Origin of the sequence: Empedobacter sp. GD03865 (assembly GCF_029840775.1) — a bacterium.
GTDB lineage: Bacteria > Bacteroidota > Bacteroidia > Flavobacteriales > Weeksellaceae > Empedobacter > Empedobacter falsenii_B.
This window is the reverse complement of the sequence record NZ_JAOCDF010000001.1, coordinates 134,113-157,119: the sequence shown is the minus strand read 5'-3', so window position 1 is coordinate 157,119 and position 23,007 is coordinate 134,113. Positions and strand designations below refer to the sequence as shown.

Annotated in this window: 24 protein-coding genes; 16 read left to right on the top strand and 8 right to left on the bottom strand. The window is 31.7% G+C overall.

Annotated features, from left to right (window positions below):
- Entirely contained in the window at positions 1 to 1,407 is a 1,407-nt protein-coding gene (locus tag N5D46_RS00790) for an efflux transporter outer membrane subunit (protein WP_280048932.1), read from the top strand.
- 57 nt (positions 1,408 to 1,464) lie between these two features.
- Here N5D46_RS00790 and N5D46_RS00785 read toward each other — a convergent pair whose 3' ends face one another.
- The 5 genes from N5D46_RS00785 to glsA all read right to left on the bottom strand — a co-directional run bounded on the left by N5D46_RS00785 (position 1,465) and on the right by glsA (position 6,865).
- Positions 1,465 to 3,114: a B12-binding domain-containing radical SAM protein gene (locus tag N5D46_RS00785; RefSeq protein ID WP_280048931.1), complete on the bottom strand. Its 1,650-nt coding sequence runs from the start codon at positions 3,112 to 3,114 to the stop codon at positions 1,465 to 1,467.
- 29 nt (positions 3,115 to 3,143) lie between these two features.
- On the bottom strand, positions 3,144 to 3,851 hold the full coding sequence (locus N5D46_RS00780) for a peptidylprolyl isomerase (protein ID WP_280048930.1): 708 nt from the start codon (positions 3,849 to 3,851) through the stop codon (positions 3,144 to 3,146).
- A 52-nt stretch (positions 3,852 to 3,903) separates the two neighbouring features.
- A complete protein-coding gene (locus N5D46_RS00775; protein ID WP_115000367.1) occupies positions 3,904 to 4,863 on the bottom strand; it encodes a putative sulfate exporter family transporter in 960 nt (319 codons plus the stop codon).
- 73 nt (positions 4,864 to 4,936) lie between these two features.
- A complete protein-coding gene (locus N5D46_RS00770; RefSeq protein WP_280048929.1) occupies positions 4,937 to 5,830 on the bottom strand; it encodes a LysR family transcriptional regulator in 894 nt (297 codons plus the stop codon).
- A gap of 6 nt (positions 5,831 to 5,836) precedes the next feature.
- Positions 5,837 to 6,865, bottom strand: a complete 1,029-nt coding sequence (gene glsA / locus N5D46_RS00765) for a glutaminase A (protein ID WP_280048928.1) — start codon at positions 6,863 to 6,865, stop codon at positions 5,837 to 5,839.
- Positions 6,866 to 6,962: 97 nt separating this feature from the next.
- Between glsA and N5D46_RS00760 the strand changes: the two genes are divergently transcribed.
- Positions 6,963 to 7,979 (top strand): YCF48-related protein, encoded by a 1,017-nt coding sequence (locus N5D46_RS00760; RefSeq protein ID WP_280048927.1) that lies wholly within the window; start codon positions 6,963 to 6,965, stop codon positions 7,977 to 7,979.
- A gap of 245 nt (positions 7,980 to 8,224) precedes the next feature.
- The gene (locus N5D46_RS00755) at positions 8,225 to 8,641 is read left to right on the top strand and encodes an OsmC family peroxiredoxin (protein WP_115000360.1); all 417 of its coding nucleotides are present in this window, start codon (positions 8,225 to 8,227) and stop codon (positions 8,639 to 8,641) included.
- Between the two features lie 51 nt (positions 8,642 to 8,692).
- Here the strand turns inward: N5D46_RS00755 and N5D46_RS00750 are convergent, their stop codons facing one another.
- A complete protein-coding gene (locus N5D46_RS00750) occupies positions 8,693 to 10,543 on the bottom strand; it encodes a CocE/NonD family hydrolase (RefSeq protein WP_280048926.1) in 1,851 nt (616 codons plus the stop codon).
- A 173-nt stretch (positions 10,544 to 10,716) separates the two neighbouring features.
- Here N5D46_RS00750 and N5D46_RS00745 point away from each other — a divergent pair, with 173 nt between their 5' ends.
- From N5D46_RS00745 to N5D46_RS00710, 8 genes are read left to right on the top strand one after another with little or no spacing between them, the layout of a single operon-like run.
- Positions 10,717 to 11,163, top strand: a complete 447-nt coding sequence (locus N5D46_RS00745; protein ID WP_219033967.1) for an SRPBCC domain-containing protein — start codon at positions 10,717 to 10,719, stop codon at positions 11,161 to 11,163.
- Positions 11,164 to 11,184: 21 nt separating this feature from the next.
- Entirely contained in the window at positions 11,185 to 11,592 is a 408-nt protein-coding gene (locus N5D46_RS00740) for an SRPBCC family protein (protein WP_125350071.1), read from the top strand.
- A gap of 12 nt (positions 11,593 to 11,604) precedes the next feature.
- A complete protein-coding gene (locus tag N5D46_RS00735) occupies positions 11,605 to 11,997 on the top strand; it encodes a VOC family protein (protein WP_125350072.1) in 393 nt (130 codons plus the stop codon).
- Between the two features lie 3 nt (positions 11,998 to 12,000).
- Entirely contained in the window at positions 12,001 to 12,456 is a 456-nt protein-coding gene (locus N5D46_RS00730; RefSeq protein ID WP_280035816.1) for a hypothetical protein, read from the top strand.
- Complete coding sequence (locus N5D46_RS00725; protein ID WP_280035817.1) at positions 12,411 to 13,391, top strand: DUF1801 domain-containing protein; 981 nt, start codon at positions 12,411 to 12,413, stop codon at positions 13,389 to 13,391. Before N5D46_RS00730 ends, N5D46_RS00725 begins: the two co-directional genes overlap by 46 nt.
- Positions 13,391 to 13,774 carry a DUF1801 domain-containing protein gene (locus N5D46_RS00720; RefSeq protein WP_280048925.1) on the top strand — a complete coding sequence of 128 codons (384 nt, stop codon included), beginning with the start codon at positions 13,391 to 13,393 and terminating at the stop codon, positions 13,772 to 13,774. The genes N5D46_RS00725 and N5D46_RS00720 overlap by 1 nt, the downstream gene beginning before the upstream one ends.
- Positions 13,758 to 14,414, top strand: a complete 657-nt coding sequence (locus N5D46_RS00715; RefSeq protein WP_115000348.1) for a DUF2461 domain-containing protein — start codon at positions 13,758 to 13,760, stop codon at positions 14,412 to 14,414. The genes N5D46_RS00720 and N5D46_RS00715 overlap by 17 nt, the downstream gene beginning before the upstream one ends.
- Positions 14,415 to 14,442: 28 nt before the next feature.
- The gene (locus N5D46_RS00710) at positions 14,443 to 14,889 is read left to right on the top strand and encodes a VOC family protein (RefSeq protein WP_038330748.1); all 447 of its coding nucleotides are present in this window, start codon (positions 14,443 to 14,445) and stop codon (positions 14,887 to 14,889) included.
- A gap of 53 nt (positions 14,890 to 14,942) precedes the next feature.
- Here N5D46_RS00710 and N5D46_RS00705 read toward each other — a convergent pair whose 3' ends face one another.
- Entirely contained in the window at positions 14,943 to 15,524 is a 582-nt protein-coding gene (locus N5D46_RS00705) for a DUF6642 family protein (protein ID WP_219033962.1), read from the bottom strand.
- A gap of 107 nt (positions 15,525 to 15,631) precedes the next feature.
- Here N5D46_RS00705 and N5D46_RS00700 point away from each other — a divergent pair, with 107 nt between their 5' ends.
- The 3 genes from N5D46_RS00700 to N5D46_RS00690 all read left to right on the top strand — a co-directional run bounded on the left by N5D46_RS00700 (position 15,632) and on the right by N5D46_RS00690 (position 20,064).
- Positions 15,632 to 16,285, top strand: coding sequence for a class I SAM-dependent methyltransferase (locus N5D46_RS00700; protein WP_280048923.1), 654 nt, complete (start codon positions 15,632 to 15,634; stop codon positions 16,283 to 16,285).
- Positions 16,286 to 16,390: 105 nt separating this feature from the next.
- The gene (locus N5D46_RS00695) at positions 16,391 to 18,157 is read left to right on the top strand and encodes a long-chain fatty acid--CoA ligase (protein ID WP_280048922.1); all 1,767 of its coding nucleotides are present in this window, start codon (positions 16,391 to 16,393) and stop codon (positions 18,155 to 18,157) included.
- Between the two features lie 131 nt (positions 18,158 to 18,288).
- The gene (locus tag N5D46_RS00690) at positions 18,289 to 20,064 is read left to right on the top strand and encodes an AMP-dependent synthetase/ligase (RefSeq protein ID WP_280048921.1); all 1,776 of its coding nucleotides are present in this window, start codon (positions 18,289 to 18,291) and stop codon (positions 20,062 to 20,064) included.
- Positions 20,065 to 20,100: 36 nt separating this feature from the next.
- Here the strand turns inward: N5D46_RS00690 and N5D46_RS00685 are convergent, their stop codons facing one another.
- Positions 20,101 to 20,487, bottom strand: a complete 387-nt coding sequence (locus N5D46_RS00685; protein ID WP_125350079.1) for a hypothetical protein — start codon at positions 20,485 to 20,487, stop codon at positions 20,101 to 20,103.
- Positions 20,488 to 20,608: 121 nt separating this feature from the next.
- Here N5D46_RS00685 and N5D46_RS00680 point away from each other — a divergent pair, with 121 nt between their 5' ends.
- Both N5D46_RS00680 and N5D46_RS00675 read left to right on the top strand, forming a co-directional pair.
- A complete protein-coding gene (locus N5D46_RS00680) occupies positions 20,609 to 22,372 on the top strand; it encodes a long-chain fatty acid--CoA ligase (protein ID WP_280048920.1) in 1,764 nt (587 codons plus the stop codon).
- Positions 22,373 to 22,457: 85 nt separating this feature from the next.
- Positions 22,458 to 22,991, top strand: a complete 534-nt coding sequence (locus N5D46_RS00675; protein ID WP_221855062.1) for an STM3941 family protein — start codon at positions 22,458 to 22,460, stop codon at positions 22,989 to 22,991.
- The last annotated feature ends 16 nt before the right edge of the window (positions 22,992 to 23,007 follow it).

Genomic DNA, 23,007 nt, shown 5'->3' with positions numbered 1-23,007 from the left:
ATGAAAAAGTACAGAATATTTAATATTACTTTAATCGCAGCTGGATTGTTTGCTGTTCAGTCTTGTTTCGTAGCAAAAGATTATCATCGACCTGAAGCTGTTGTAAATGAAGCAAATTTCAGAACAGATGTTATTGCAAAAGACAGTGCAAGTGTTGCAACTGTTTCTTGGAAACAAATTTTTACAGACACTCAATTACAAGCTTTGATTAATCAAGGTTTACAAAATAATTTAGATATACGTTCAGCACTGCAAAATATTGCAGTCGCTGAAGCGTATGCTAAACAAGGTAAAGCAGGTTATTTACCAACTTTATCTGTTGGGCCAAAATATACGTTTACAGAAAACTCTCGTAACACTCAGATTGGAGCGTTAATGTCAAAACGTGGACAAAGTCAATACGAGCTTTCAGGTAATTTAAGCTGGGAAGCAGATATTTGGGGTAAAATCAGAAGTAATCAACGTGCATCTGCTGCAACTTATTTGCAAACTATAGAAGCGCACAAAGCGGTAAAAACACAAATTGTTGCTTCTATTGCAAATGCGTATTACAACTTATTGGCTTTAGATGAGCAAAAAAGAATTTTAGATAAAACTTTAATCAACCGCGAGCAAAGTTTAGAAACAACGAAAGCTTTGAAAGAAGCTGGTAGTGTTACAGAAGTTGCAGTTAACCAAACAGAAGCGCAATTGTTCAATGTGAAATCATTATTGGTTGATGTTGAAAATGGAATTAAGATGAACGAAAATGTGATGAGTATTTTGTTAGGAACAAATCCTCAATCAATTAATCGTACAAACTTAGCTTCTCAAAAAATTGACGAAAAATTATCTGTTGGTGTTCCAGCTCAATTATTAGAAAATCGTCCTGATATCAAAGCTGCAGAGTTTGGATTGATGAACGCTTTTGAGAATGTTAACGTTGCAAATGCAAGTTTTTATCCTTCTCTTTCTATTACTGCTACAGGTGGGGTACAAGGAATTGATATCGATAAATTGTTTAGCGCGCAATCTTTATTTGCAACGGTGATCGGTAGCTTAACTCAACCTTTATTACAACAACGTAAATTGCGTACGCAAAAAGAAGTCGCTCTAGCAAATCAAGAAAATGCTTTGATTAATTATAAAAGCAAAATCTTAAATGCAAGTAAAGAGGTTTCTGATGCGTTATACACATACGATGCAGCAACGAAGAAAGCTGAATATAAACAAAAAGAATATCAATTATACAATCAAGCAATTACCTATTCTGAAGAATTGTTAAACTACGGTATGGCAAACTATTTAGAAGTAATTACAGCAAGAGACAATGGCTTAAATGCTGAATTGAATGTTGTTGATGCGAAATTATCATCTTTATCATCAATGGTCGAATTATATCGCGCTGTTGGAGGTGGATGGCAATAAGCAATTCTAATCTTAAGAAAAAAACCTCTCAAATATTTGAGAGGTTTTTTTATACTTCTATTTCTCTAAAACTTCGCAATGAATAATATTGTGAGAAGTTCCTACAAATTCTATTAACCAATTTTCAGTAGATTCTTCGATTCGATTTTCATCTTTCCAAATTTGATAATCAAATGAAATTGGAATTGAAACGAATTTACTCTTCGGATGCGAGGCAAGTTCACTCAAATCTTCTTCTATTTTTTGTTCCATTTCAAACAAATCTTTTGGTTTCGATTTATGGAAACTATAATAATCAATTGCGATTAATTCCAATACAATTTTATCGTTTGTAAATGTTTTCGCAAAATCAAATATCGTATGGAAAACATCATTCAATGTATGTTTATGGAACAAATGATGTTGCTCAAAATATTGTCCTAATCCCATCAAAAAATCAAAAATCGAATACTTTTGTGCAATATATTTCAGCGTTTCTGGCGTTCTTGGTTTGTTCCAATAAATCTCCAAAGCATTTTCTAAAGCCGTAATATTTTCTAAATCTTTTTCACTTAAAAAATCACTTTTGATAATTTGATAAGGCGGCATTGGATCAAAATGATAACCATAGTTTTCATATTTTTGACGAACTGGAGTCCCTTTCAGAAATTTCAGAAAACCTAATTGCAATTCAGGTGGATAAAGTTTGAAGGTTTCTTCGAAACTAAATTTCAAATCATCAATATATTCCAAAGGTAAACCAACAATCAAATCCAAATGCATCTCGATTCGATCTTTTAATTGATTGATAACATTTGACGTTTTTTCAAAATTTTGCTTGCGCGAAACTTCTCGATTACTTTGTTGATTAACGGTTTGAATTCCGATTTCGAAACGGAAAAGATTTTTTGGCACTTTTTCGTTGATGAATTTTATAATATCAGGATGAACAATATCTGCTGTAATCTCGAACTGAAAAACATTTCCTTCACGATAATGATCCAAAATAAATTGAAACAATTCAATCGTAAAATCTCGTTTTATGTTAAATGTACGATCCAGAAACTTGATTGTTTTCCCGTGTTTCATCAAATACAACAAATTTTCTTTGATGGTTTCCATCGGCAAATAGCGCATTTTATTGTCTAAACTTGCCAAACAAAACTCACATTTATAAGGACATCCACGAGAAGTTTCGATGTAACAAACCTTCTTTTCCAAATCCGCTGGATTATCGTATTGATAAGGATTTCGACCTTTTAATCGATTAATATCAAATTGAATATTTTGTACATTGTAAACAACTTCGTTCTCTTTTTTGTAAACTAAATTCGGTACATTTTCTATTGCGGGATAATTTGCTGCAAATTCCTCGAACGGAATTTCTCCTTCACCTACAATGATATAGTCGATATAATTATTTGCAATCACATCATCATATTCGTAACTAACTTCTGGTCCACCCAACAAAATTTTAGTTTCAGGAGAAATTTGTTTGATTCGTTTACAAACCTCTAACGTCTGCGTAATATTCCAAATGTAGCAACTAAAACAGATAATATCGTATTTAGCACATTTTTCTGCAACTTCATCAAAGTCAGATTTAATCGTGAATTCTTTCCAAAAAATATTTCCACGATGATGATTCAAATCGTACAAAATACGAATCGCCAAATTGAGGTGAATATATTTTGCGTTTAAAGTCGTTAATAAAATTGATGATTGCATAATGTGTTATTGATGTGCAAAAATAATAATTAAAAACCAATCGCTGTTCCGCCTAGTGAAACACTGGTTTTGTTATACTTTGTAGGCGTTTTTTTCTTTTTCACTTTGATTGAAAAAATAACAGGTTCTAATGGTAATTCGTTTTTCGTTTCAACATTACTAATTTTCATGATTTTGTCAAGACCTTTTGTAATTTCTCCAAAAACTGTAAAATCATGATCTAAACGAGGTTGTCCGCCATTTTTTAAATATTCAGCGCGTTGTTCTGCTGTAAATTTGATTCCTTTCTTCGCTTCTAAATTATCTAATTCTTGAGCTGTAATTTTCTTTCCAGTAACAAAATAAATTTGATTGTAATACGATGCTTTCTCTTTATTTCCATCTCGACCAGCGCCTAAAGCACCCATTTTATGAAAAGCTTTCGGATTAAATTCTGGTGCTAAACGAATCGGTTTTTGCTCTGGATGTTCGGCTTCTCGCGCCAAAATAGGGTCATCTAATTCTCCTCCTTGAATCACAAAATCTTTCACAACTCTGTTAAATTGTGCATTTGTATAAGTTCCTTTATTAATCTCACTCAAAATCAAATCGCGATGTTTGGGAGTGAAATCATATAACATTACATCAAATTTTCCGTAATTCGTTTTGAATTTTAAAGTATAGGTTTGCGCAGAAACAAAACTCGAAATTGAAAATCCAATTCCGAGAGCAATATTTTTTAATAATCGATGATTCATTGTAAATTTTCTTGTTCTAAAGATAACAACAAATATAGAAATCTGAATGATTTTAAGCTAAATTCATAATCATAATTAAGCTTCCAACTCCAATAATTACCCACAAAATAATAGCCATTAATAGAGGTTTGTAACCAATATTTTTCATCATTTTAAATGATAAACTTGTGCCGATTAAGAATAATGTAAGCGTAAGAGCAGCTTTAGATAGATCGATAATAATTGGACTAAATTGATGGACAAAAGGTACATAGGTATTCACACAAATAGCGATTAAAAATAGACCAATAAACCACGGAATATTAATTTTTGATGTGTTGTTTTTGAAAAACAATAAGGTTAAAAACGATAATGGAATAATCCAAAGTGCGCGAGCTAATTTCACTGTTGTAGCGATTTGTAAAGCTTCTTCTCCGTATTTACTTGCTGCTCCAACGACAGAACTTGTGTCGTGAATTGCGATAGCGCACCATAAACCAAATTCGTGTTGAGATAAGTTGAATAAATGTCCAAGCGGTGGGAAAATCAATAATGCAATTGAGTTTAATGTGAAAACTACTGCTAAAGCAACCGAAATTTGATTGGGTTTTGCTTTTGTAATTGGCGCGATTGCAGCGATTGCACTTCCTCCGCAAATTGCTGTTCCAGCGGAAATTAGGTAGCCTGTAGCTTTTTCAATTTTGAAGAGTTTGGTAAATAAAAATCCTAAAATCATCAACGTAGAAATACTTACAACGGTGAATACAATTCCTTCTTTTCCTGCTTGTATAGCCGAAAAAATATTCATTCCGAATCCTAAACCTACCACAGCAACTTTCAGTAAAGTGTTTGATACTTTTCGTGATTGTACTTCGTATGGATTTCCAAATATTTGCGCAACAACAAATCCTAAAACTAATGCGATAGGAGAGCTTATAAAAGGCATTAAACATAGAAATGCACAAATTAAAAAGATAACTTTTTGTGTAGTGAATTGTTGAAATAAGCCTTTTTCTGAATGTATAATTTTCATGATTTGAATAATTTTATGGTACAAATTTCTTGTACTTATTATTCAAAAAGAAATGATAAAAAGTAATCTATTATTACTTTAAGTTATAACTATTGCAAAAATTAATAAACAAATTCACCAATTTAGATTGATCACCTTCTGGAATGATAAAATTGAAATTACGTTCTATCACAAGGTTTTTAATGTCAATAATAGTTAAAGTTTGATTTTTAAGTTCTTGTAAAATAGATTGAATTGATAAAAACGCTAAAGCATCAGAATGTAACACATACGATTTTATACTTTCTGTACTTCCCAATTGAATTTCGATATTGAGTTCATTTAGCTTTATATTTTTCGATTTTAAAGCTAAATCAATGGTTTCTAAAGTTCCAGAACCAGGTTCCCGAAAAACCAACGGAATGTTCTTTAAATCATCTAATTTGATATTATTTTTGGTAAAAATAGAATGATTTTGACGAGAAACTAACACAATTTCATCTTTCATAAACGGAAAATAATGAAACGTTCTATTTTTGATTTGAGCTTCAATTAAACCGACATCGATTTTATGATTTCCTAATAATTCTTCAATTCTTTCAGAATTTTGAATCACCAAACTCAATTGAATTTCAGGAAATCTTTTTCGAAATTCTGCCAAAATAGGAGGTAATACATATTGCGCAATTGTCGTACTTGCACCCAAACGTAAAATTCCTTTTTGTTTTTCTTGTAATTGCCCAATTTCAAATTCTATTTTTTGATAAACAGAAAAAATTTCTTCTGTATATTTTAATAGAATTTCACTAGCTTTGGTCAATTTTATTTTCGTCCCATTTCGTTCAAATAACTTAATGTTAAGATTTAATTCAATTTCTTTAATGTGTTTTGTAACAGCTGGTTGTGTTATGTTTAATTCGTTTGCTGCTTTCGTGAAATTCAATCGTTTAGCAACCGTATCAAAAACTTTTAATCTAAAATCGAACATAAGAAATTATTGAAATAAGCTTAAATTGTATTGCTTTACCAAATCCAAAATCATATGATATCCAGCTGCGGAATTCCCATGTTCGTCAAGTGCAGGACTGAAAACGCCGATACCAATTTTGTTTGGAACGGAAACGGTAATTCCGCCACCAACGCCAGATTTACTTGGTAATCCAACGGTGCGAGAATATTCGCCACTAAATTCATACATTCCGGCAGTCAACATTTGCGATTGAATTAATTGTGAAACTTCCGCATTTTTATACGTTGTATCACCATCAAAACGTGTGCATTGATGCGCAAAGAAATAACCAATTTTAGCTAAATCTTCGGCAGTTACTTCGATAGAACATTGTTTGAAATAGTTGTTCAACTTTTCTTCATCACCTTCAATCAAACTATTATTTTTCATCAAATAAAACATTCCACGATTTTTGTGTCCCGTTTCTTTTTCAGAATTATAAACGGATTTGCTATAATCTATCGAATTATTTTTGGTGATGTAGCGAACCATTTCAAGGATTTTTTTGAAAGGAATTTCACCTTCACCCTCAATCATTGATGTCGTTAAAATTGCACCAGCATTCATCATCGGATTAAGAGGTTTCCCTGTCGTTTCGAGGTTTGCGTAATGATTAAATGGTTTATCCGTTCCGAAATAACCTATTTTAGAAAATACATTTTTTTCTCCTTTTTCCGTAACAGCAATCATTAACGCAATGATTTTAGAAATACTTTGAATTGTAAATTTTTGGTTGACATCGCCAACATTTATCACTTTGCCATTCTCATTAACCACAGAAAAAGCGATTTTATCCGCTTGCATTTTTCCTAATTCTGGGATATAATCGGCAACTTTTCCTTCTTTGTAAAAAGCTTTATTTCTCTCAAGAATATCGTTTAATGTTTTTTCATTAATCTGTAAACTTCTCGAACTATTTTTTGACATATTTTGTCCATAAACAGTTTGATTAATTGGATTAAAACATGTTAAAGTAAGACTTAGAAGTAATGTTGAGAATGTATATCGTTTCATTTTATTTGATGTAAAACACAAACTTAAAAAATATTTGGTTGATTCGCCGAGATAAAATAGTTTTATATAAAATGTAGAATCTAAAATTTATAAAAAAATGAAATATTTCGTCCTATTGTTATCGAGTTTGTCTTTTGCGCAAACCTATCAAGTGATTAATGAGGAAAATTCGTCTGTTAGTTACCGAGGTTTGGCTTTTCAGGATGCAAAAACGTTTATTGTTTCTGGCTCAAAAAATACAATTGGTAAAACGATAGATGGTGGTAAAACATTTAGTTGGATTAATCCCAAAGTTGTAGAAAATAGAGATTTTAGAGATGTAGAGGTTTTAGGAAAAGATAATTATTTGGCTTTAGGAATTGATTCTCCTGCTTATATTTTGCAATCGAAAGATGGCGGAAAATCGTGGAATAAAGTGTATGAAAATAATGAAAAAGGTATTTTTTTAGATGCAATTTATGTGGATAAAACTTCGAAGAAAATTACTGTTTTAGGCGATCCAATGTCACCAGATAAACCATTTGTATTAACGTCTTCGATTACTGATCCTACAAAATGGGAAGTTGCTAAATCGCTTCACGGTCAACCTTTACGTCTAAAAAATCCGAAAGAAGCTTTTTTTGCGTCAAGTGGAAGTAATTTGTATGTAGATGCGAAGCAAACCTTGATTGCTACAGGTGGAGAGTTATCAAATTTGTACTATTATACGCCAAAAGGTGGACAAATGTACGTATTAGAGAAAACGAAAAGTTCTACTTCTGGAATTAATGGAATGGCTTATGACGCAACAAATAATGTAGGATATTTGGTTGGTGGAGATTTTACAAAACCAGAAGATTCGAGCTATAATTTCTATAAATTTAAGTTGACAAATGGTAAAATTGCTTTTCAAGATTCATGGAAATATCCAACAGGATATAAATCTGGCGTAACAATTATTTCAAAAGATAAAGTCTTGGTTTGTGGCTATTCTGGAGTGGATTATTCAGCAGATGGAGGACATAATTGGACAACTATTACACAAGATAGTTACAATACGTGTACAGTTTCGCCAGATAAGAAATATGTGATTTTGGTTGGGAATAAAGGAAAGATAGGAAAAGTTACGTTATAAAGATTTCTAACATTAAAATTAGATTAGAAATTGATTTTCAATTTTATAAATATTAGTTTCTTAGTAAATTTGAATAACCTAATACAATTCATAGTAAAGGGTGGTTAGTAGTTTTTTTAGTAAAAGTTCAGATATTTTTTATCTGAACTTTTTTCGTTAAAATTATTCTTAAAGTTGAGAATTAATTCTTCTTATGATTTCATAATCTTTAACTTTAATAAAATTCAATCTAAAAAAAATTCAAAATGAAAAGAAGTGCAAAAGCAGTTTGGAATGGTTCGGTTACAGAAGGATCAGGAACATTAACCACACAAAGTACAGTATTAGATAATACGCAATATTCGTTCAAAAGTCGATTTGAAGAAGGAGTAGGAACAAACCCAGAAGAACTTCTGGCAGCGGCTCATGCAGGTTGTTTTACAATGAAAACTTCTGCATTACTTGGAGACGCAGGTTATACAGCAGAAAAATTAGAAACCGATTGTAAAATTGTTTTTGAAGGAGGAAAAGTTGTTCGATCAGAATTAAGTTTAACAGCAAGTATTCCTTCGATTACAGATGAAGAATTTCAGAAAATAGCAAAAGAGGCAGAAGAAACCTGTCCGATTAGTGTTTCATTTAGTTTCGAAAAAGTGTTGATTTCTGCAGTTTTAGTTGAATAAATTGATAGAATCAAAATAGAAAATCCAACAAATTACTTGTTGGATTTTTTGTTATTTCAAAACTGGAATTTCGATGTAAGAATCGTGATAAATTCGTTGTGTTTGTTTCAAGAAATCTTTCGCAGTTGCTTCGTAAACATTCATAAATTGTTGCGGATTACGGTCGGCTAAAGGAAACCATGTATTCTGAACTTGAATCATGATACGATGTCCTTTCTTGAAAGTATGTCCAACATCTGGCATAGAATACGTCACGTTTGTTTTCTGATTAGGAACCATTGCTTCGGGTTTTTCAAAACTATTGCGGTATTTTCCTCGCATAATTTCGGCACGAATCAAATTTTGATATCCAGCTATCAATTTTCCATTATATTTTGGTATATCTTCAGGGAAAACATCAATCAATTTTACTACATAATCAGCATCTGTTCCCGTTGACGAAACAAATAAATGATTGATAATTGGACCTGTAATCGTCATATCTTCCGTTAAAATATCGGTTTGATAAACCATAACATCAGGACGAGTTGACGCAAATCGTTGATCATCGACCATATATTCTCGCGGACGACTTTCTAAAACACCACCTTGATACGGAACTGGATTATTTGGATCTGCTACATATTCATCAAAACTTACATTATTAGTCTGTTGAAAAGATATTTTTCCGTTAGCTTGTAAATACATTTTCTGCGTTGTCACATTCTTTGGAGGCCAAGTATCAAACTGTTTCCATTCGTTAGAACCTGTGATAAAAATTTGCGCTTCTGTTGGTTTGAAATTTCCTTTGTCTTTTAAATAATAATTGAAAAAAGGCAACTCAATTTGTTGTTGATAATATTCACCTGTTGGCGTTCCAAACTGCATATCACCAAATGTATCGGCTTTAGAGCGAACCCAACCACCATGAAACCAAGGTCCAGCTACCAAAATATTTGTTGCATTCGGATTTTGCTTTTCAATTGCTTTATAGGTTTCAAATGCACCATAAACATCCTCTGCATCAAAGAAACCACCAACCGTCATCACAGCAGGTTTCACATTGGTAAGATGCGGTAAAGGATTTCGATCTTGCCAAAATTGATCATAATCAGGATGCGCAAACAAATCATTGTAGAATTTGATATTATCTTGGAAATATTTATCCTTCAATTCCTTTACAGATCCGCCTTCTAAATAAAAACGGTAATTATCTTTGATTGGATATTCTAATGATTTTGGACCTTTATCTGGCGTAATTGGTTGCGGACGTTTCACACCAAATGACGACATAAATTTGAAAGAATCATTCAGAAATAAAACACCATTGTGATGAAAATCATCACCTAAAAACCAATTCGTAACTGGTGCTTGTGGCGAAACAGCTTTTAGCGTTGGATGTGAATTAACCAAACTCATTGTCGAATAAAATCCTGGATAAGAAATTCCATAGATTCCAGCTTTTTGGTTGTAATTTTTCATGTTTTTTGCCAACCATTCCAACGTATCGTAGGTGTCTGTACTTTCGTCTATTGCCTTTTTATTTTTCGTTTTATTAACTGGTCGTACATCTTCAAATTCGCCCTCGCTCATCCATTTTCCTCTCACATCTTGGTAGACGAAAATAAACCCTTCACGCATTTCTGCAGGGAAATTTCCAAGCGATTTTTTATACTCATTTGCTCCGTAAGGCGCAACTGTATAAGGCGTTCGATTAAGTAAAACAGGATATTTTTTGGTTTGATCTTTTGGCGTATAAATAGCTGTAAACAATTTCTTTCCATCTCGCATCGGAATTAATTGTTCAGTCTTTTCATAATACTCTCTAACATAGGCAGAATCTGCTTTTGCATCTTGCGCATAGCTAATCCCACTCATCAAAATAAGACTAAGTAGAGTGGCTTTTTGAGTAAATTTTTTCACGTGTTTATCAATTTTACAATACTATAAATGTAAAAAACTTTTAAATTTTACACTTATAAATCGAATTATTTTCTACAAATGATTTCAATATCGATAAAGTTTTAATTATTTTTTATGAATTCGAAAATTCGAACACTTTTTTTGACTAAATTAGTTAGCCAAAATCAATTGAAATGAAGTTAACTGCAAAAGCAACAATTCAAATTCAGAAACCTAAAAATGAAGTTTTTGATGCGATTGTTAATCCAAATAAGATGAATCAATATTTTATCGCTTCTTCTACGGGTGCTATCGAAACTGGAAAAATTGTTGAATGGAAATTCCCTGAGTTTGATGATATTTTTCCTGTAATGGGAGGCGATTTAAAACAAGATGAATACATTTCGTTTGATTGGAGTGGCGGTGTTGATGATATGTTGGTGGAAATTTTTCTTGAAAAAGGAGAAAATGATTCGACAATTGTCAAAGTCATTGAACATGAAATGAATGATGATGAAGCTGGAATTAAGCAATTGATGGGACAAACAGAAGGTTGGGCTAATTTCTTGGCTTGTTTGAAAGCTTATCTCGAATATGGAATTAATTTGCGCAAAGGTGCTTTTGATTTTATGAAACCTTAAAAATGAACAAAAGACATACGTATGATCACAATCGAAACAATAATAAATGCTCCAATAGATCAAGTTTGGAAAGCTTTTAATTCTCCTGAAGATATTGTAAAATGGAATCAAGCTTCTGATGATTGGCATTGTCCGAAAGCAGAAAATGATTTGCAAGTTGGTGGAAAATTAAAGAGTACGATGGCTGCGAAAGATGGCAGTTTTCAATTCGAATTTGAAGCTAAATATGATGAAATCATTCCAAATAAATTTATTCGTTATTACATTGCAGATGGTCGTAAGGTTGAAATTAATTTTCATGAAGAAAATAATTTAACCAAAATCACAGAAAAATTTGAACCAGAAAGTCAAAATCCTACTGAAATGCAACAACAAGGTTGGCAAGCTATTTTGAATAGTTTCAAAAATTATGTTGAATCAAATCGATAAAAATAGTAGAAGATGGAAGAAAATAAATCGAAAATTGGTCAAATGGTTTGGGCTGATTTAACTGTTGAAAATTCGACTGAATTAAAAGATTTTTACAAAGAAGTGATTGGTTGGGAAGTCAAAAATGTTGCGATGAAAGATGGCGAAGAAGAATACAATGATTATGCAATGATGTCTTCTCCAGAAAATGCGGCTGGTGGAGTTTGTACGAAACGTGGTATGAATAAAGGAATTCCTTCGCAATGGATTATGTACATTAGTGTAGAAAATGTTGCGGAAAGTTTACAAAAAGCGTTGGAAATGGGAGGGAAATCTATTCATGAGATTAAAAATAAAGAAGGAAATCTTCAATTTGCAATTGTAGAAGATCCTGCTGGAGCTGTTTTTGGATTAGCAAATGCTTAAAATATGAAAAAAGTATCGTTTACAGAAGTAATTTATGCGCAGCCTAAACATGTGCATAAAGTAATGATTGCGCCAGATTCGTATAAAATTTGGACGAAATCGTTTAGTGAAACTTCAGATTTTAAAGGAGATTGGTCCGAAGGTTCTCATGTTTATTTCACTTATGATACCGAGAAAGGTTCGGCAGCGATGATTGCTACAATAGATGAAAATATTATTGGAAAATCAATCAAAATGCGTCATATAGGAAAGCTGAATGAAGAAGGTCAAGAAATTTTTGATGGACCAGAAATTGATGCGTGGAAAAATACAGAAGAAACCTATAAAATGGAAGATGTAGAAGGTCATACACGATTAACCTGTTCGGTAGAAATAGATGATCAGGTTTTTCCAGAAGCTCAAGTCAGAGAAATGTGGATAAATGCACTGCGCAAGTTGAAAGAAATTTGCGAGGATTAATTATGATGGCAGATAATTTCACAACTATTGATGAATATATTCTTGGGTTTGATCAAGCTAAACAGGAGATTTTAGAAAACATAAGAAAAATTATTCACGAAACTGTACCAAGAGCAACAGAAACGATTAATTATAAAATGCCAACATTTCGTTTGAATGGAAATGTGATTCATTTTGCGATGTTTAAAAATCATGTAGGAATTTATCCTGGAGCTGAAACAATCGAACATTTTCAAAATAATTTAACCGATTATAAAACATCAAAAGGTGCAATACAACTTCCCTTGGATAAAGTTTTACCGAAGAAATTATTGAGAGAAATTGTGTTGTATAAAGTTAGTTTGATGAAAGATCAGAAAGCTGAAGAATGGACGAAATACAATGGTAATTGGGCAGAAGCGAATGAGAAAATTCAACAAGTTGTAAATGAAACGGAACTTGTAAAAGAGTTTAAATGGGGTGGAGATATTTATACGTTTAACAAGAAAAATGTGTTGGCATTTAGTGGTTTCAAAAATCATTTTGCGTTGTGGTTTCACAATGGCGTTTTCTTGAAAGATCAATATAAAGTTTTGGTGAATGCGAATGAAGAAAAAACGAAAGCTTTGCGTCAATGGAGATTTAATTCTGCCGATGAAATTGATGTCGAAAAAGTAAGAGAATATGTCTTAGAAGCGATTCAATTGGTGAAAGACGGAAAGGAAATAAAACCTCAAAAATCTGTACCAAAAGAAGTTGATGGGATTTTGAAAGAAACTCTAAATCAAAACAATAAATTATTTACTTCATTTAAAGCTTTAACTTCAGGAAGACAAAAAGAATACATCGAATATATTGATGAAGCAAAACAAGAGAAAACGAAAATTTCTCGCATCGAAAAAATAAAACCTATGATTTTAGAAGGAAAAGGTTTGAATGATAAATATCGAAAATAATGCAATATGAAGTCGCAAATTTAGAAGAATATTTAACGTCAATTCCAGTAGAAAGAAAAGAAGCTGTTGAGAAATTAATTAAAATTTTGGCAGATAAATTACCCACTGGTTTCGAGTTGCAGTTGAGCTATGGTCATCTTGGGTTTGTTGTGCCGCATTCACTTTATCCGAATGGTTATCATTGCGATCCGAAATCGCCGTTGCCGTTTATCAATATTGCTTCTCAAAAGAATTTTATTGCGTTATATCATATGGGAATTTATATGGATGATAAATTACTGAATTGGTTTGTTGATGAATATCCAAAATACTCAAAACGTAAATTAGATATGGGAAAAAGTTCTACTTACTCGAAAAAAATAAATCATGTCACAAATCGATAAATTTTTAAAAAAATTAGAAAAAAATAATAACCGCGAATGGTTTACAGAACATAAAGTTGAATTTGATACGGCGAAAGCGGAAGCAGATTCAATTTTCAATGCGATTTATCAACAATTAAGTAAAAAGGAAGAATTAGAACCGCTCAAAATTTATAGAATTTACAGAGATGTTCGTTTTTCTCACGATAAAACTCCTTACAAAACTCATTTTTCTGCGCAAACAGGTCGTAAAAAACCGCATAGTAGAGGTGGATATTATTTTCATATTCAACCTAATCATAATTTTATTGGTGTTGGTTTTTGGGGGCCAGAGCGCGATGATTTGCTTCGTATCAGAAAAGATATTGAAGTTTCGGATGAATTAGCAAAGATTTTGCAATCAAAAATGATTCAGAAAGAATTTGGAGAAATGCAAGGAGATGAAGTGAAATCTGCGCCAAAAGGTTTTTCTAAAGATCATGAACGAATTGAATTATTACGTAAAAAGCAATATTTATTTATCAAGAATTTCACGGATGAAGAAGTTTTAGCAAAAGATTTTCCGCTGAAAGTGGCGAAATCAATTCAAGTTCTTCAACCATTTTTAGATTATATGACCGAGGTTTTAACAACCGATGAAAATGGTCAACCATTATATTAAAAAAAATAATCACAAAAAATACAATATTATGGCTAAAGTACACGCTTACTTAAATTTTAACGGAGATTGCGAAAAGGCATTTCAGTTTTATGAAACTGTTTTTGAAACGCAAAATATTGGGATGTATAAAATGGGAGATATGCCGCCAAATCCAGAATTTCAGATTCCAGAAAGTGCAAAGGATAAAGTTTCGCATGTGGCATTGTTTATTAATGAAACAACAATGTTAATGGGTTCTGATATTATTGAAGAATTTGGACATCAATACAAAGCTGGAAATAATAATTACATTATGCTTGATGTTGATAATCCCGCAGAAGCGCATCAATTATATGATCGTCTTTCGGTAAATGCAAAATCATTAGAAATGCCTTTGGCAGAACAGTTTTTTGCTGAGCTTTATGCGTCTTTTATTGATCAATTTGGAACACCTTGGATGATTCATTTTGAAGGAAATAAAGCGCATTCGATGTAAAATATAGTTTAAGAATAAAACATAAAACCTCTCAACTTGAGAGGTTTTATGTTTTAATGATACAATCTAAATCCTAATTTCAGGCATATATTGGCGTGTTTATCAAACAATGCATGTACAAGCTCTTCTTCGTCATCAATTTCTTTTGCTAAACAAAAATAATATTGATCTAAAATTGTACTCAAAATTGGAGAAGGGTTTACATATCCAGATAAGGCTTTTGCTCCTGTAACATCAATAAAATATTGAAAACTTTCGTCTTCCAAATTTAAACTCATTGTATTTGCAAAATGAACAATTTTATCGGTTAGTTTTCCTTGAAAAATTTCTGCTACTTCTTCCAAACTATAGTAATAATCATCAATTTGAATTTGATTTCCTTCGCCTTCAAAAACTAAATAAATGATTTTATAATCTCTAAAATATTTATCATGATAAAGAAGATTGGTCAAACTTTCTTCGAAACCTTCAAAGCTATCAGTCGTTTTATAAACATTTGTAATCTGAAATTCTCGAGCCAAATGTTCCAAAAATTCCAATAATTGCGAATCATTTTGCTCTTCAATATCTGCTACAGATTCCAAACAAAACAATTTGAAATCATCTTCGTCTTCAGTTCGTATAATATCCTTCATCTATTTTACTATTTTTCAAAGGTAAGATGTAATTTTTAAATGATTAAAATCACGCGAACAATGATTAATATTTAATAATTTAGAATTATTCTATATAAATAAATTTAATGAAAAATAATATTGATTTACAAAGTCTTGCGGAACAATTGAGTTGTCCAAATGGAGACGAAGGGATTGAAGTTGGTGAGCAAATGAATGAAAGTAATTTTGGCATGACAAAAATGACAATAGATCATTTACAATTACAAAATCAAGAACAAATATTAGAGTTAGGTCATGGAAATTGTAAGCATTTACCTTATGTATTGAATCAAGCGAAAGGTTTAGAATATATTGGTTTAGAACTTTCACAGGTCATGAAAAATAGTGCTATCATGAACAATTCTGATTATTTGAATCCAAATATTAGGTTTGAAATAATTATGGATGAAAGAATTCATTTTTATGAAAAACGCTTTGATAAAATTTTCACGGTGAATACAATCTATTTTTGGAAAAATCCTAAACTTTTCTTGAGTGAAATTTATAGAGTCTTGAAATTCAACGGGAAATTTGCGCTTACTTTTGCTAAAAAAGAATTTATGGAAACATTGCCTTTTACACAATTTGGCTTCAATTTGTACACAGAAGATGAAGTGATAAAACTATTGAAATCTGCTAAATTTTCTATTGAAGATACAAAAATATTTTCGGAAAGTGTGATTAGTAAAGCTGGCGAAAAAGTTGAAAGAGAGTATAGTATAATTATTGCAAAAAAATAAAATGATTTTTATTGATAATAAACTTAATTTTTTTGAGAAAAGAATGAGTAAATAATTTCTAAAGTAGAAAGAATTAGCAGAAATTTGTATCCTTATTTCAAGAATATGAAACAACCACAAAGAGTATTCGATTTACCTCGATTTCAAGAAAAAAATACACCTAACATTTCTATTTTTAATTACAAAGAAAAAGGAGAATGGAAGGGAATTTCGACAACAGATTTTATCAATCGAGTAAATAATATTTCGAAAGGTTTGATTGCAAATGGTGTTCAACCAAATGATAAAGTTGCGTTGATTAGCGAAAATCGTTTGGAATGGAATTTAGTAGATTTTGCAATTCAGCAAATTGGAGCTGTTGTTGTGGCAATTTATCCCAATATTTCGGATAATGATTACGAATTTATTCTAAATGATGCCGAAATCAAACTTTGTTTTGTGAGCAATGATGCGTTGTATCAACGATTATTAGGAATCAAAGATCGTATTCCAAATCTTGAACAAGTTTATACATTTAATACTTATCCGCATACACCAAATTGGATTGAGCTAATTTCGAAAGGAATTTCTATTTCTGATGAGGTTTTACAAACGAAGATGGACAATGTAAAACCAACTGATTTAGCAACTCTTATTTATACTTCTGGAACAACAGGAAACCCGAAAGGCGTTATGCTTTCTCACGAAAATTTATTGGCTGATGTCAATAGTTCCGAATATTCTTTTCCTGTAAAAGCGTATGATAAAGCGTTGTCTTTTTTACCTGCTTGTCATGCGTATGAACGCGTCTTTCAATACGTGTACATCAAAATGGGATTACCAATCTATTTTGCACAATCAATGGATACGATTGGGCAAGATATGAAAGAAGTTCAACCACATATTTTTTCGGCTGTTCCACGTGTTTTAGAGAAAGTTTACGATAAAATAATGGCGACTGGAGAACAATTGACAGGAGTAAAAAGAGCTTTATTCTTTTGGGCAATTTCGTTAGGAGAACAGTATGATTTAGATGAATCAAAGCTTTCGGCTTGGTATAAATTTCAATTAAACATTGCTCGAAAATTAATTTTTTCGAAATGGAAAGCGGCGCTTGGCGGTAATGTCAAAGGAATTGCATCGGGAAGTGCAACTTTACAAACTCGTTTATTAAAATTGTATTTAGCAGCCGGAATTCCAATTTACGAAGGTTATGGTTTAACAGAAGCTGGACCTTGTTTATCTGTAAATTGTATCAAACGTGGAATGAAAATCGGAACTGTAGGTATTCCTTTGATTGATATTGAAATTAAATTAGCTGAAGATGGAGAAATCTTAGCAAAAGGTAAAAATATCATGCAAGGATATTATAAAAATTCTGAGGCGACGGCTGAGGTTTTGAAAGATGGTTGGTTGTATACGGGCGATATTGGTGAATGGGTTGATGATAAATTCTTAAAAATTATCGATCGTAAAAAAGAAATGTTCAAAACTTCTGGAGGAAAATATGTTGTGCCACAACAAATTGAGAAAATTCTTTCCGAATCTAATTATATCGAACAAATTATGGTAGTTGGAGAAGGACGAAAATTCCCAGCAGCTTTGGTTATTCCTTCTTATGAAAACTGTATTGATTGGGCAAAAACAAATGAACCTTCATTGATTAATTTACCTCGTGAAGAGTTTTTAACGCATCCAAAAATTTATGAATTGATAGGAAATGAAATCAATAAATTAAATGTCAATTTTGGAAATTGGGAAAAAATTAAAAAATTTCATTTACTGCCCTATGAATTTACAATTGAAGCTGGAGAATTAACGCCAACTTTGAAGATGAAACGTAAAATCATTTCAGAAAAATATAAAAAAGAAATTGACGGAATTTATCAATAAAAACATCAATTTTTTAGAAAAATAACGAAGCAAGATTTTTATTAATCTTGCTTTTTTCGTGAAATAAAACTGATTTATGAAAATTTTGCACCAAATTTGCACTCTTTTTTATAAAGTTTAGTATTTAGAAAATGAATAATCCTACACGAATTTTTGACTTAGCTTATCGTCAACAAGAACTTTACCCCAATCATAATATGTTTGCAAGTAAAATTGATGGCGAATGGAAGTTTACAAAACCAGCCGAATTTATTGCGCAAACAAGAGAAATTTCGAAAGGTTTATTAGCTCTGGGAGTTAAACCTGGCGATCGAGTAGGACTTGTGTGCGAAAGCCGCTATGAATGGCATGTGATTGATTTTGCAATTCAGCAAATTGGTGCGGTTGTGGTAGCGATTTATCCAAATATTACAGATTTTGAATATCAATTTATCTTCAATGATGCCGAAATACAATTGTGTATTGTAAGTACAAAAAATTTGTATGAACGTATCAATAATATGTTTGGGACAATTTATAGTTTAGAATATGTTTTTGCAATTAATGAGTTCCCAGATTCTAGAAATTGGTCAGAATTAAAAGAAATTGGAAAAGATATAACAGACGAATATGTAAATAATCTTAGTTCAATTGTCCGAAATTCAGATTTAGCAACTTTAATTTATACTTCTGGAACAACCGGAAAACCGAAAGGTGTAATGTTGTCTCATAATAATTTGGTTTCGAATTTTATTGCGGCTAAAGAAATTGTAGTGTTAGAAGAAGAAACAAGAGGTTTGACTTTTTTACCACCTTGTCATACATACGAAAGAACTGTAATTTATACCTATTTATATATTGGTGTAACGGTTTATTTCGCCGAAGGTTTTGAAAAAATTGGTGATAATATCAATGAAGTACAACCTCATATCATGACTGCTGTTCCTCGAGTGATGGAAAAAGTTTATGAGAAAATCCTAAAAACAGGTAGCGCTTTAACAGGAAAAAAACGAAAAGTTTTTGATTGGGCGATTAATATTGCTTCTCAATATGAACCTGATGCGAAGAAACGATCTTTGGTGTATAATGTGAAGTTAGCTTTAGCTCGAAAATTAGTTTTGAATAAATTTTATGAAGCGTTAGGAGGTAATTTCAAATATATTATTTCGGGAAGTGCTTCGTTGCAAGGTAAAATTGCGCGTGTTTTTATGGCGGCTGGATTACCATTTTTTGAAGGATATGGAATGACGGAAACTTCGCCTTTAATCACTGTAAATAATCCGCATAAATTAGGTGTTCGAATAGGGACTGTGGGTTCACCAATAAAAGATGTTAAGGTAAAATTAGCCGAAGATGGAGAAATTTTGGTTCAAGGTCCTAATGTGATGATGGGCTATTATAAAAATCAAAAAGCGACCGATGAGGTCATTATTGATGGATGGTTGCACACAGGTGATATTGGAGTTTGGGAGGAAGGAGAAGGTCATTTCTTGAAAATCATTGATCGTAAAAAGGAAATGTTCAAAATTTCTGGTGGAAAATATGTTGTTCCTCAACCAATTGAAACAAAACTTGTCGAATCAAATTTTATTGAGCAAGCAATGGTTGTTGGTGATGCGCAAAAATTTGCGTCAGCTTTTATTGTTCCGAATTATGCAAATCTGAAAGAATGGGCAAAAGAAAATGCACCTGAAATTAGTAATCTTTCTCGCGATGAATTCATAGCATCTACAGAAGTTCATAAAGTAATTAATCAAGAAGTTCGTAAAGCAAATCAGTTTTTTGGAAATTGGGAACAGATTAAGAAACCAGCAATTTTAGCGCATGAATTTACGATTGAAGGTGAAGAATTAACTCCAACTTTGAAAATGAAACGTAAAATCATTTCAGAAAAATATAAAAAAGAAATTGACGAAATTTATCAATAAAAAAAAACCTCAATTCATGATGAATTGAGGTTTTTTTTATGGATTCATTCTTCCATTGGAATATCCTCGAATCACAGTATAATTTACTTTACTTATACTATCACTAAAAGAAGCGTTATCGGTATATAGAATAAAATCTACTTTCTCTTTGATATTTCCATGAGTTTCAAATTCATTATAAAGTGAATTAACTTGAAGTTTTCCTTTATTCTCCTTTAAGAATAATTCAAAAAATGAATCATTTCCACCTTTTGGAATAAAATAATTAGTTGGTAAATATTTACAATCACAATTATCAGTGCTCAAATAATAGTGTCCAGAACATTGTAATTCATATAATTTAATATCTCTAATTTTATAAGACTTTTTAAAATCAGAGCTGCAAGAGTAAAATAATAGTAGAAATAAAATTAGATATTTCATAATTGTAATATTTATGACGAAAATAATTCTTTTTAAGTTGAAGATAAAATTTTTGAAAAACTCATCATTTTATGCTATTTTCGACGAATTCTTTTCAAAATTACAAAACTATAAGTGCGCTATGGAAGCAACCAGAATTTTTGATTTACCAAAACGTCAGCTGGAAAAGTTTCCTGATTTATCCATGTTTGTATCCAAACAAAATGGAGAATGGAAACCAATGAAAACCACAACTTTTTTAGAACATGTTGATGCAATCTCAAAAGGATTAATCGCTTGTGGAGTTCAACCAGGTGAAAAAGTGGGATTAATCTCAGAAAATCGTGTCGAATGGAATATGATAGATTATGCGATACAACAAATCGGAGCTGTTGTGGTAGCGATTTATCCGAATATTTCTGACAGCGATTACGAATATATTTTTAGCGATTCGGCTATAAAATTGTGTTTTACAAGTAATCTCGATTTGTATACGCGAATCAATCAACTCAAAACAAAATTGCCTTCATTAGAGCAACTGTACTCGATTGATGAATTTGAAAATACAGAAAGTTGGAATGTTTTAATCGAAAAAGGAAAAACAATTCAACAAGAAGAAATAGACAAACGTGCCGCAAATGTAAAGCACGAAGATTTAGCTTTTTTAATCTATACATCAGGAACAACGGGAAATCCGAAAGGTGTGATGTTGTCGCACAAAAATATTATTGCAGATGTTATGGCTTGCGAATATTCAACACCACTTGATCCTTACGATCGTGCTTTGACCTTTCTTCCAGCTTGTCATGCGTATGAGCGAACAATTCAGTATTTGTATGTGTACATGGGGATTTCGATATATTTTGCAGAATCGATGGAGAAGATTGGCGATAATTTAAAAGAAATCAAACCGCATATGATTACGGCTGTTCCTCGTGTGATTGAAAAAGTGTATGAAAAAATCATGCAAACGGGAGCGCAATTATCAGGTTTTAAGAAATCTATTTTTGATTGGGCTGTAAAAGTTGGCGATGAGTTTGTGTTAGAAGACGATCAGCGTTCGGCAATTTATAATTTGAAATTAGCAATTGCTAGAAAATTAGTTTTACACAAATGGTACGAAGGACTTGGAGGCGAATTAAAAGCAATTGTAACGGGAAGTGCAGCGATTCAACAACGAATTGTTCGCGTATTTTTAGCCGCTGAAATCCCAATTTATGAAGGTTATGGATTGACAGAAGCTTCACCAGTAATTGCGGTGAATTGTTTTCGTCGAGGTAAAAAGATAGGAACTGTTGGACCTCCGTTGAAAGGTGTTGAAGTAAAATTGGCTGATGATGGCGAAATTTTAGTAAAAGGTGATATTGTGATGATGGGTTATCATAATTTACCAGAAAAAACTGCCGAAGAAATCAAAGATGGTTGGCTATACACGGGTGATATTGGAGAATGGATAGACAATAAATTCTTGAAAATTGTTGACCGTAAAAAAGAAATGTACAAAACTTCGGGAGGGAAATATATTGTTCCACAACAAATCGAAATGAAAATGGTAGAATCGCCATTCATCGAGCAATTGATGGTTGTTGGAGAAGGTGAGAAGTTTCCTGGAGCTTTTGTGGTTCCGAGTTATACAAATCTAAAAAAATGGTCGCAGTCAAATGCTCTTGAAATTGTAAATCTTCCTCATGATGAATTTCAGAAAAGCGATGTTGTCAAAAAGAAATTAGAAGAAGAAATCAATCAACTGAATAATCATTTTGGACATTGGGAACAAATCAAAAAGATTGCAATTATTCCAAATGAAATGACCGTAGAAGGTGGAGAATTAACGCCAACGTTAAAATTTAAACGTAAAATTATTTTAGAAAAATACAAGAAACAATACCAAGAAATTTTTGGATAATTAATAAGAGTCTCAGTTTTTTGAGACTCTTTTTTATAACCTTTAATTAAGATTAAAATCTATATTTTTGTAAAAACAAAATCAATTGAATTCAGTTAAAGTTTACGCAAAACAAACAAGCAATTGGGGATTATTATTCGGTAGTCTTTTATTTTTTGCTTGTTCAATTTATTTATTTCTAAACGCCAATCAAGTTAATTCTCCGCAAACTGCAAAAATTTTAAGCGGAGTTTTATTTGTTCCAAGTTTACTATTCATCATCGTTTCAATCAAAAAATTGATGAAAAAACAATTGATTTTATTGATTGATAAAAAAGGAATTGTTTACAAACCTACGGATCATTTGAATTATATTGAATGGGGAAAAATTTTAGAAATTGAAGAACTGAAATTGCCTCGCCAACGTGTCATTAATATAAAAATTATTGATGCAGACGATTTTATCCATAACGAAACGCAGAAATTCTTACAAGCACGTATGAGATTTTGGAATAAAATGTATGGCGCTGTTGTTTCGTTTGACGCAAATACTTTAGATAAAAATCACTTCGAAATCATGAATCTTTTTGATGAATTTATGGAAGATTATAAGATTTCTACAGCTTCAAAAAATGATTAATTCGAAAGAATAGACT

What these genes read in the sequence shown, in the direction of transcription:
- N5D46_RS00735 (WP_125350072.1), top strand. Translation starts at nt 11,605, where the DNA reads ATGGAAGAAAATAAATCGAAAATTGGTCAAATGGTTTGGGCTGATTTA.
- N5D46_RS00785 (WP_280048931.1), bottom strand. Translation starts at nt 3,114, where the DNA reads ATGCAATCATCAATTTTATTAACGACTTTAAACGCAAAATATATTCAC.
- N5D46_RS00790 (WP_280048932.1), top strand. Translation starts at nt 1, where the DNA reads ATGAAAAAGTACAGAATATTTAATATTACTTTAATCGCAGCTGGATTG.
- N5D46_RS00755 (WP_115000360.1), top strand. Translation starts at nt 8,225, where the DNA reads ATGAAAAGAAGTGCAAAAGCAGTTTGGAATGGTTCGGTTACAGAAGGA.
- N5D46_RS00685 (WP_125350079.1), bottom strand. Translation starts at nt 20,487, where the DNA reads ATGAAATATCTAATTTTATTTCTACTATTATTTTACTCTTGCAGCTCT.
- N5D46_RS00680 (WP_280048920.1), top strand. Translation starts at nt 20,609, where the DNA reads ATGGAAGCAACCAGAATTTTTGATTTACCAAAACGTCAGCTGGAAAAG.
- N5D46_RS00710 (WP_038330748.1), top strand. Translation starts at nt 14,443, where the DNA reads ATGGCTAAAGTACACGCTTACTTAAATTTTAACGGAGATTGCGAAAAG.
- N5D46_RS00715 (WP_115000348.1), top strand. Translation starts at nt 13,758, where the DNA reads ATGTCACAAATCGATAAATTTTTAAAAAAATTAGAAAAAAATAATAAC.
- N5D46_RS00690 (WP_280048921.1), top strand. Translation starts at nt 18,289, where the DNA reads ATGAATAATCCTACACGAATTTTTGACTTAGCTTATCGTCAACAAGAA.
- N5D46_RS00740 (WP_125350071.1), top strand. Translation starts at nt 11,185, where the DNA reads ATGATCACAATCGAAACAATAATAAATGCTCCAATAGATCAAGTTTGG.
- N5D46_RS00760 (WP_280048927.1), top strand. Translation starts at nt 6,963, where the DNA reads ATGAAATATTTCGTCCTATTGTTATCGAGTTTGTCTTTTGCGCAAACC.
- N5D46_RS00745 (WP_219033967.1), top strand. Translation starts at nt 10,717, where the DNA reads ATGAAGTTAACTGCAAAAGCAACAATTCAAATTCAGAAACCTAAAAAT.
- N5D46_RS00770 (WP_280048929.1), bottom strand. Translation starts at nt 5,830, where the DNA reads ATGTTCGATTTTAGATTAAAAGTTTTTGATACGGTTGCTAAACGATTG.
- N5D46_RS00730 (WP_280035816.1), top strand. Translation starts at nt 12,001, where the DNA reads ATGAAAAAAGTATCGTTTACAGAAGTAATTTATGCGCAGCCTAAACAT.
- N5D46_RS00705 (WP_219033962.1), bottom strand. Translation starts at nt 15,524, where the DNA reads ATGAAGGATATTATACGAACTGAAGACGAAGATGATTTCAAATTGTTT.
- N5D46_RS00780 (WP_280048930.1), bottom strand. Translation starts at nt 3,851, where the DNA reads ATGAATCATCGATTATTAAAAAATATTGCTCTCGGAATTGGATTTTCA.
- glsA (WP_280048928.1), bottom strand. Translation starts at nt 6,865, where the DNA reads ATGAAACGATATACATTCTCAACATTACTTCTAAGTCTTACTTTAACA.
- N5D46_RS00720 (WP_280048925.1), top strand. Translation starts at nt 13,391, where the DNA reads ATGCAATATGAAGTCGCAAATTTAGAAGAATATTTAACGTCAATTCCA.
- N5D46_RS00700 (WP_280048923.1), top strand. Translation starts at nt 15,632, where the DNA reads ATGAAAAATAATATTGATTTACAAAGTCTTGCGGAACAATTGAGTTGT.
- N5D46_RS00775 (WP_115000367.1), bottom strand. Translation starts at nt 4,863, where the DNA reads ATGAAAATTATACATTCAGAAAAAGGCTTATTTCAACAATTCACTACA.
- N5D46_RS00695 (WP_280048922.1), top strand. Translation starts at nt 16,391, where the DNA reads ATGAAACAACCACAAAGAGTATTCGATTTACCTCGATTTCAAGAAAAA.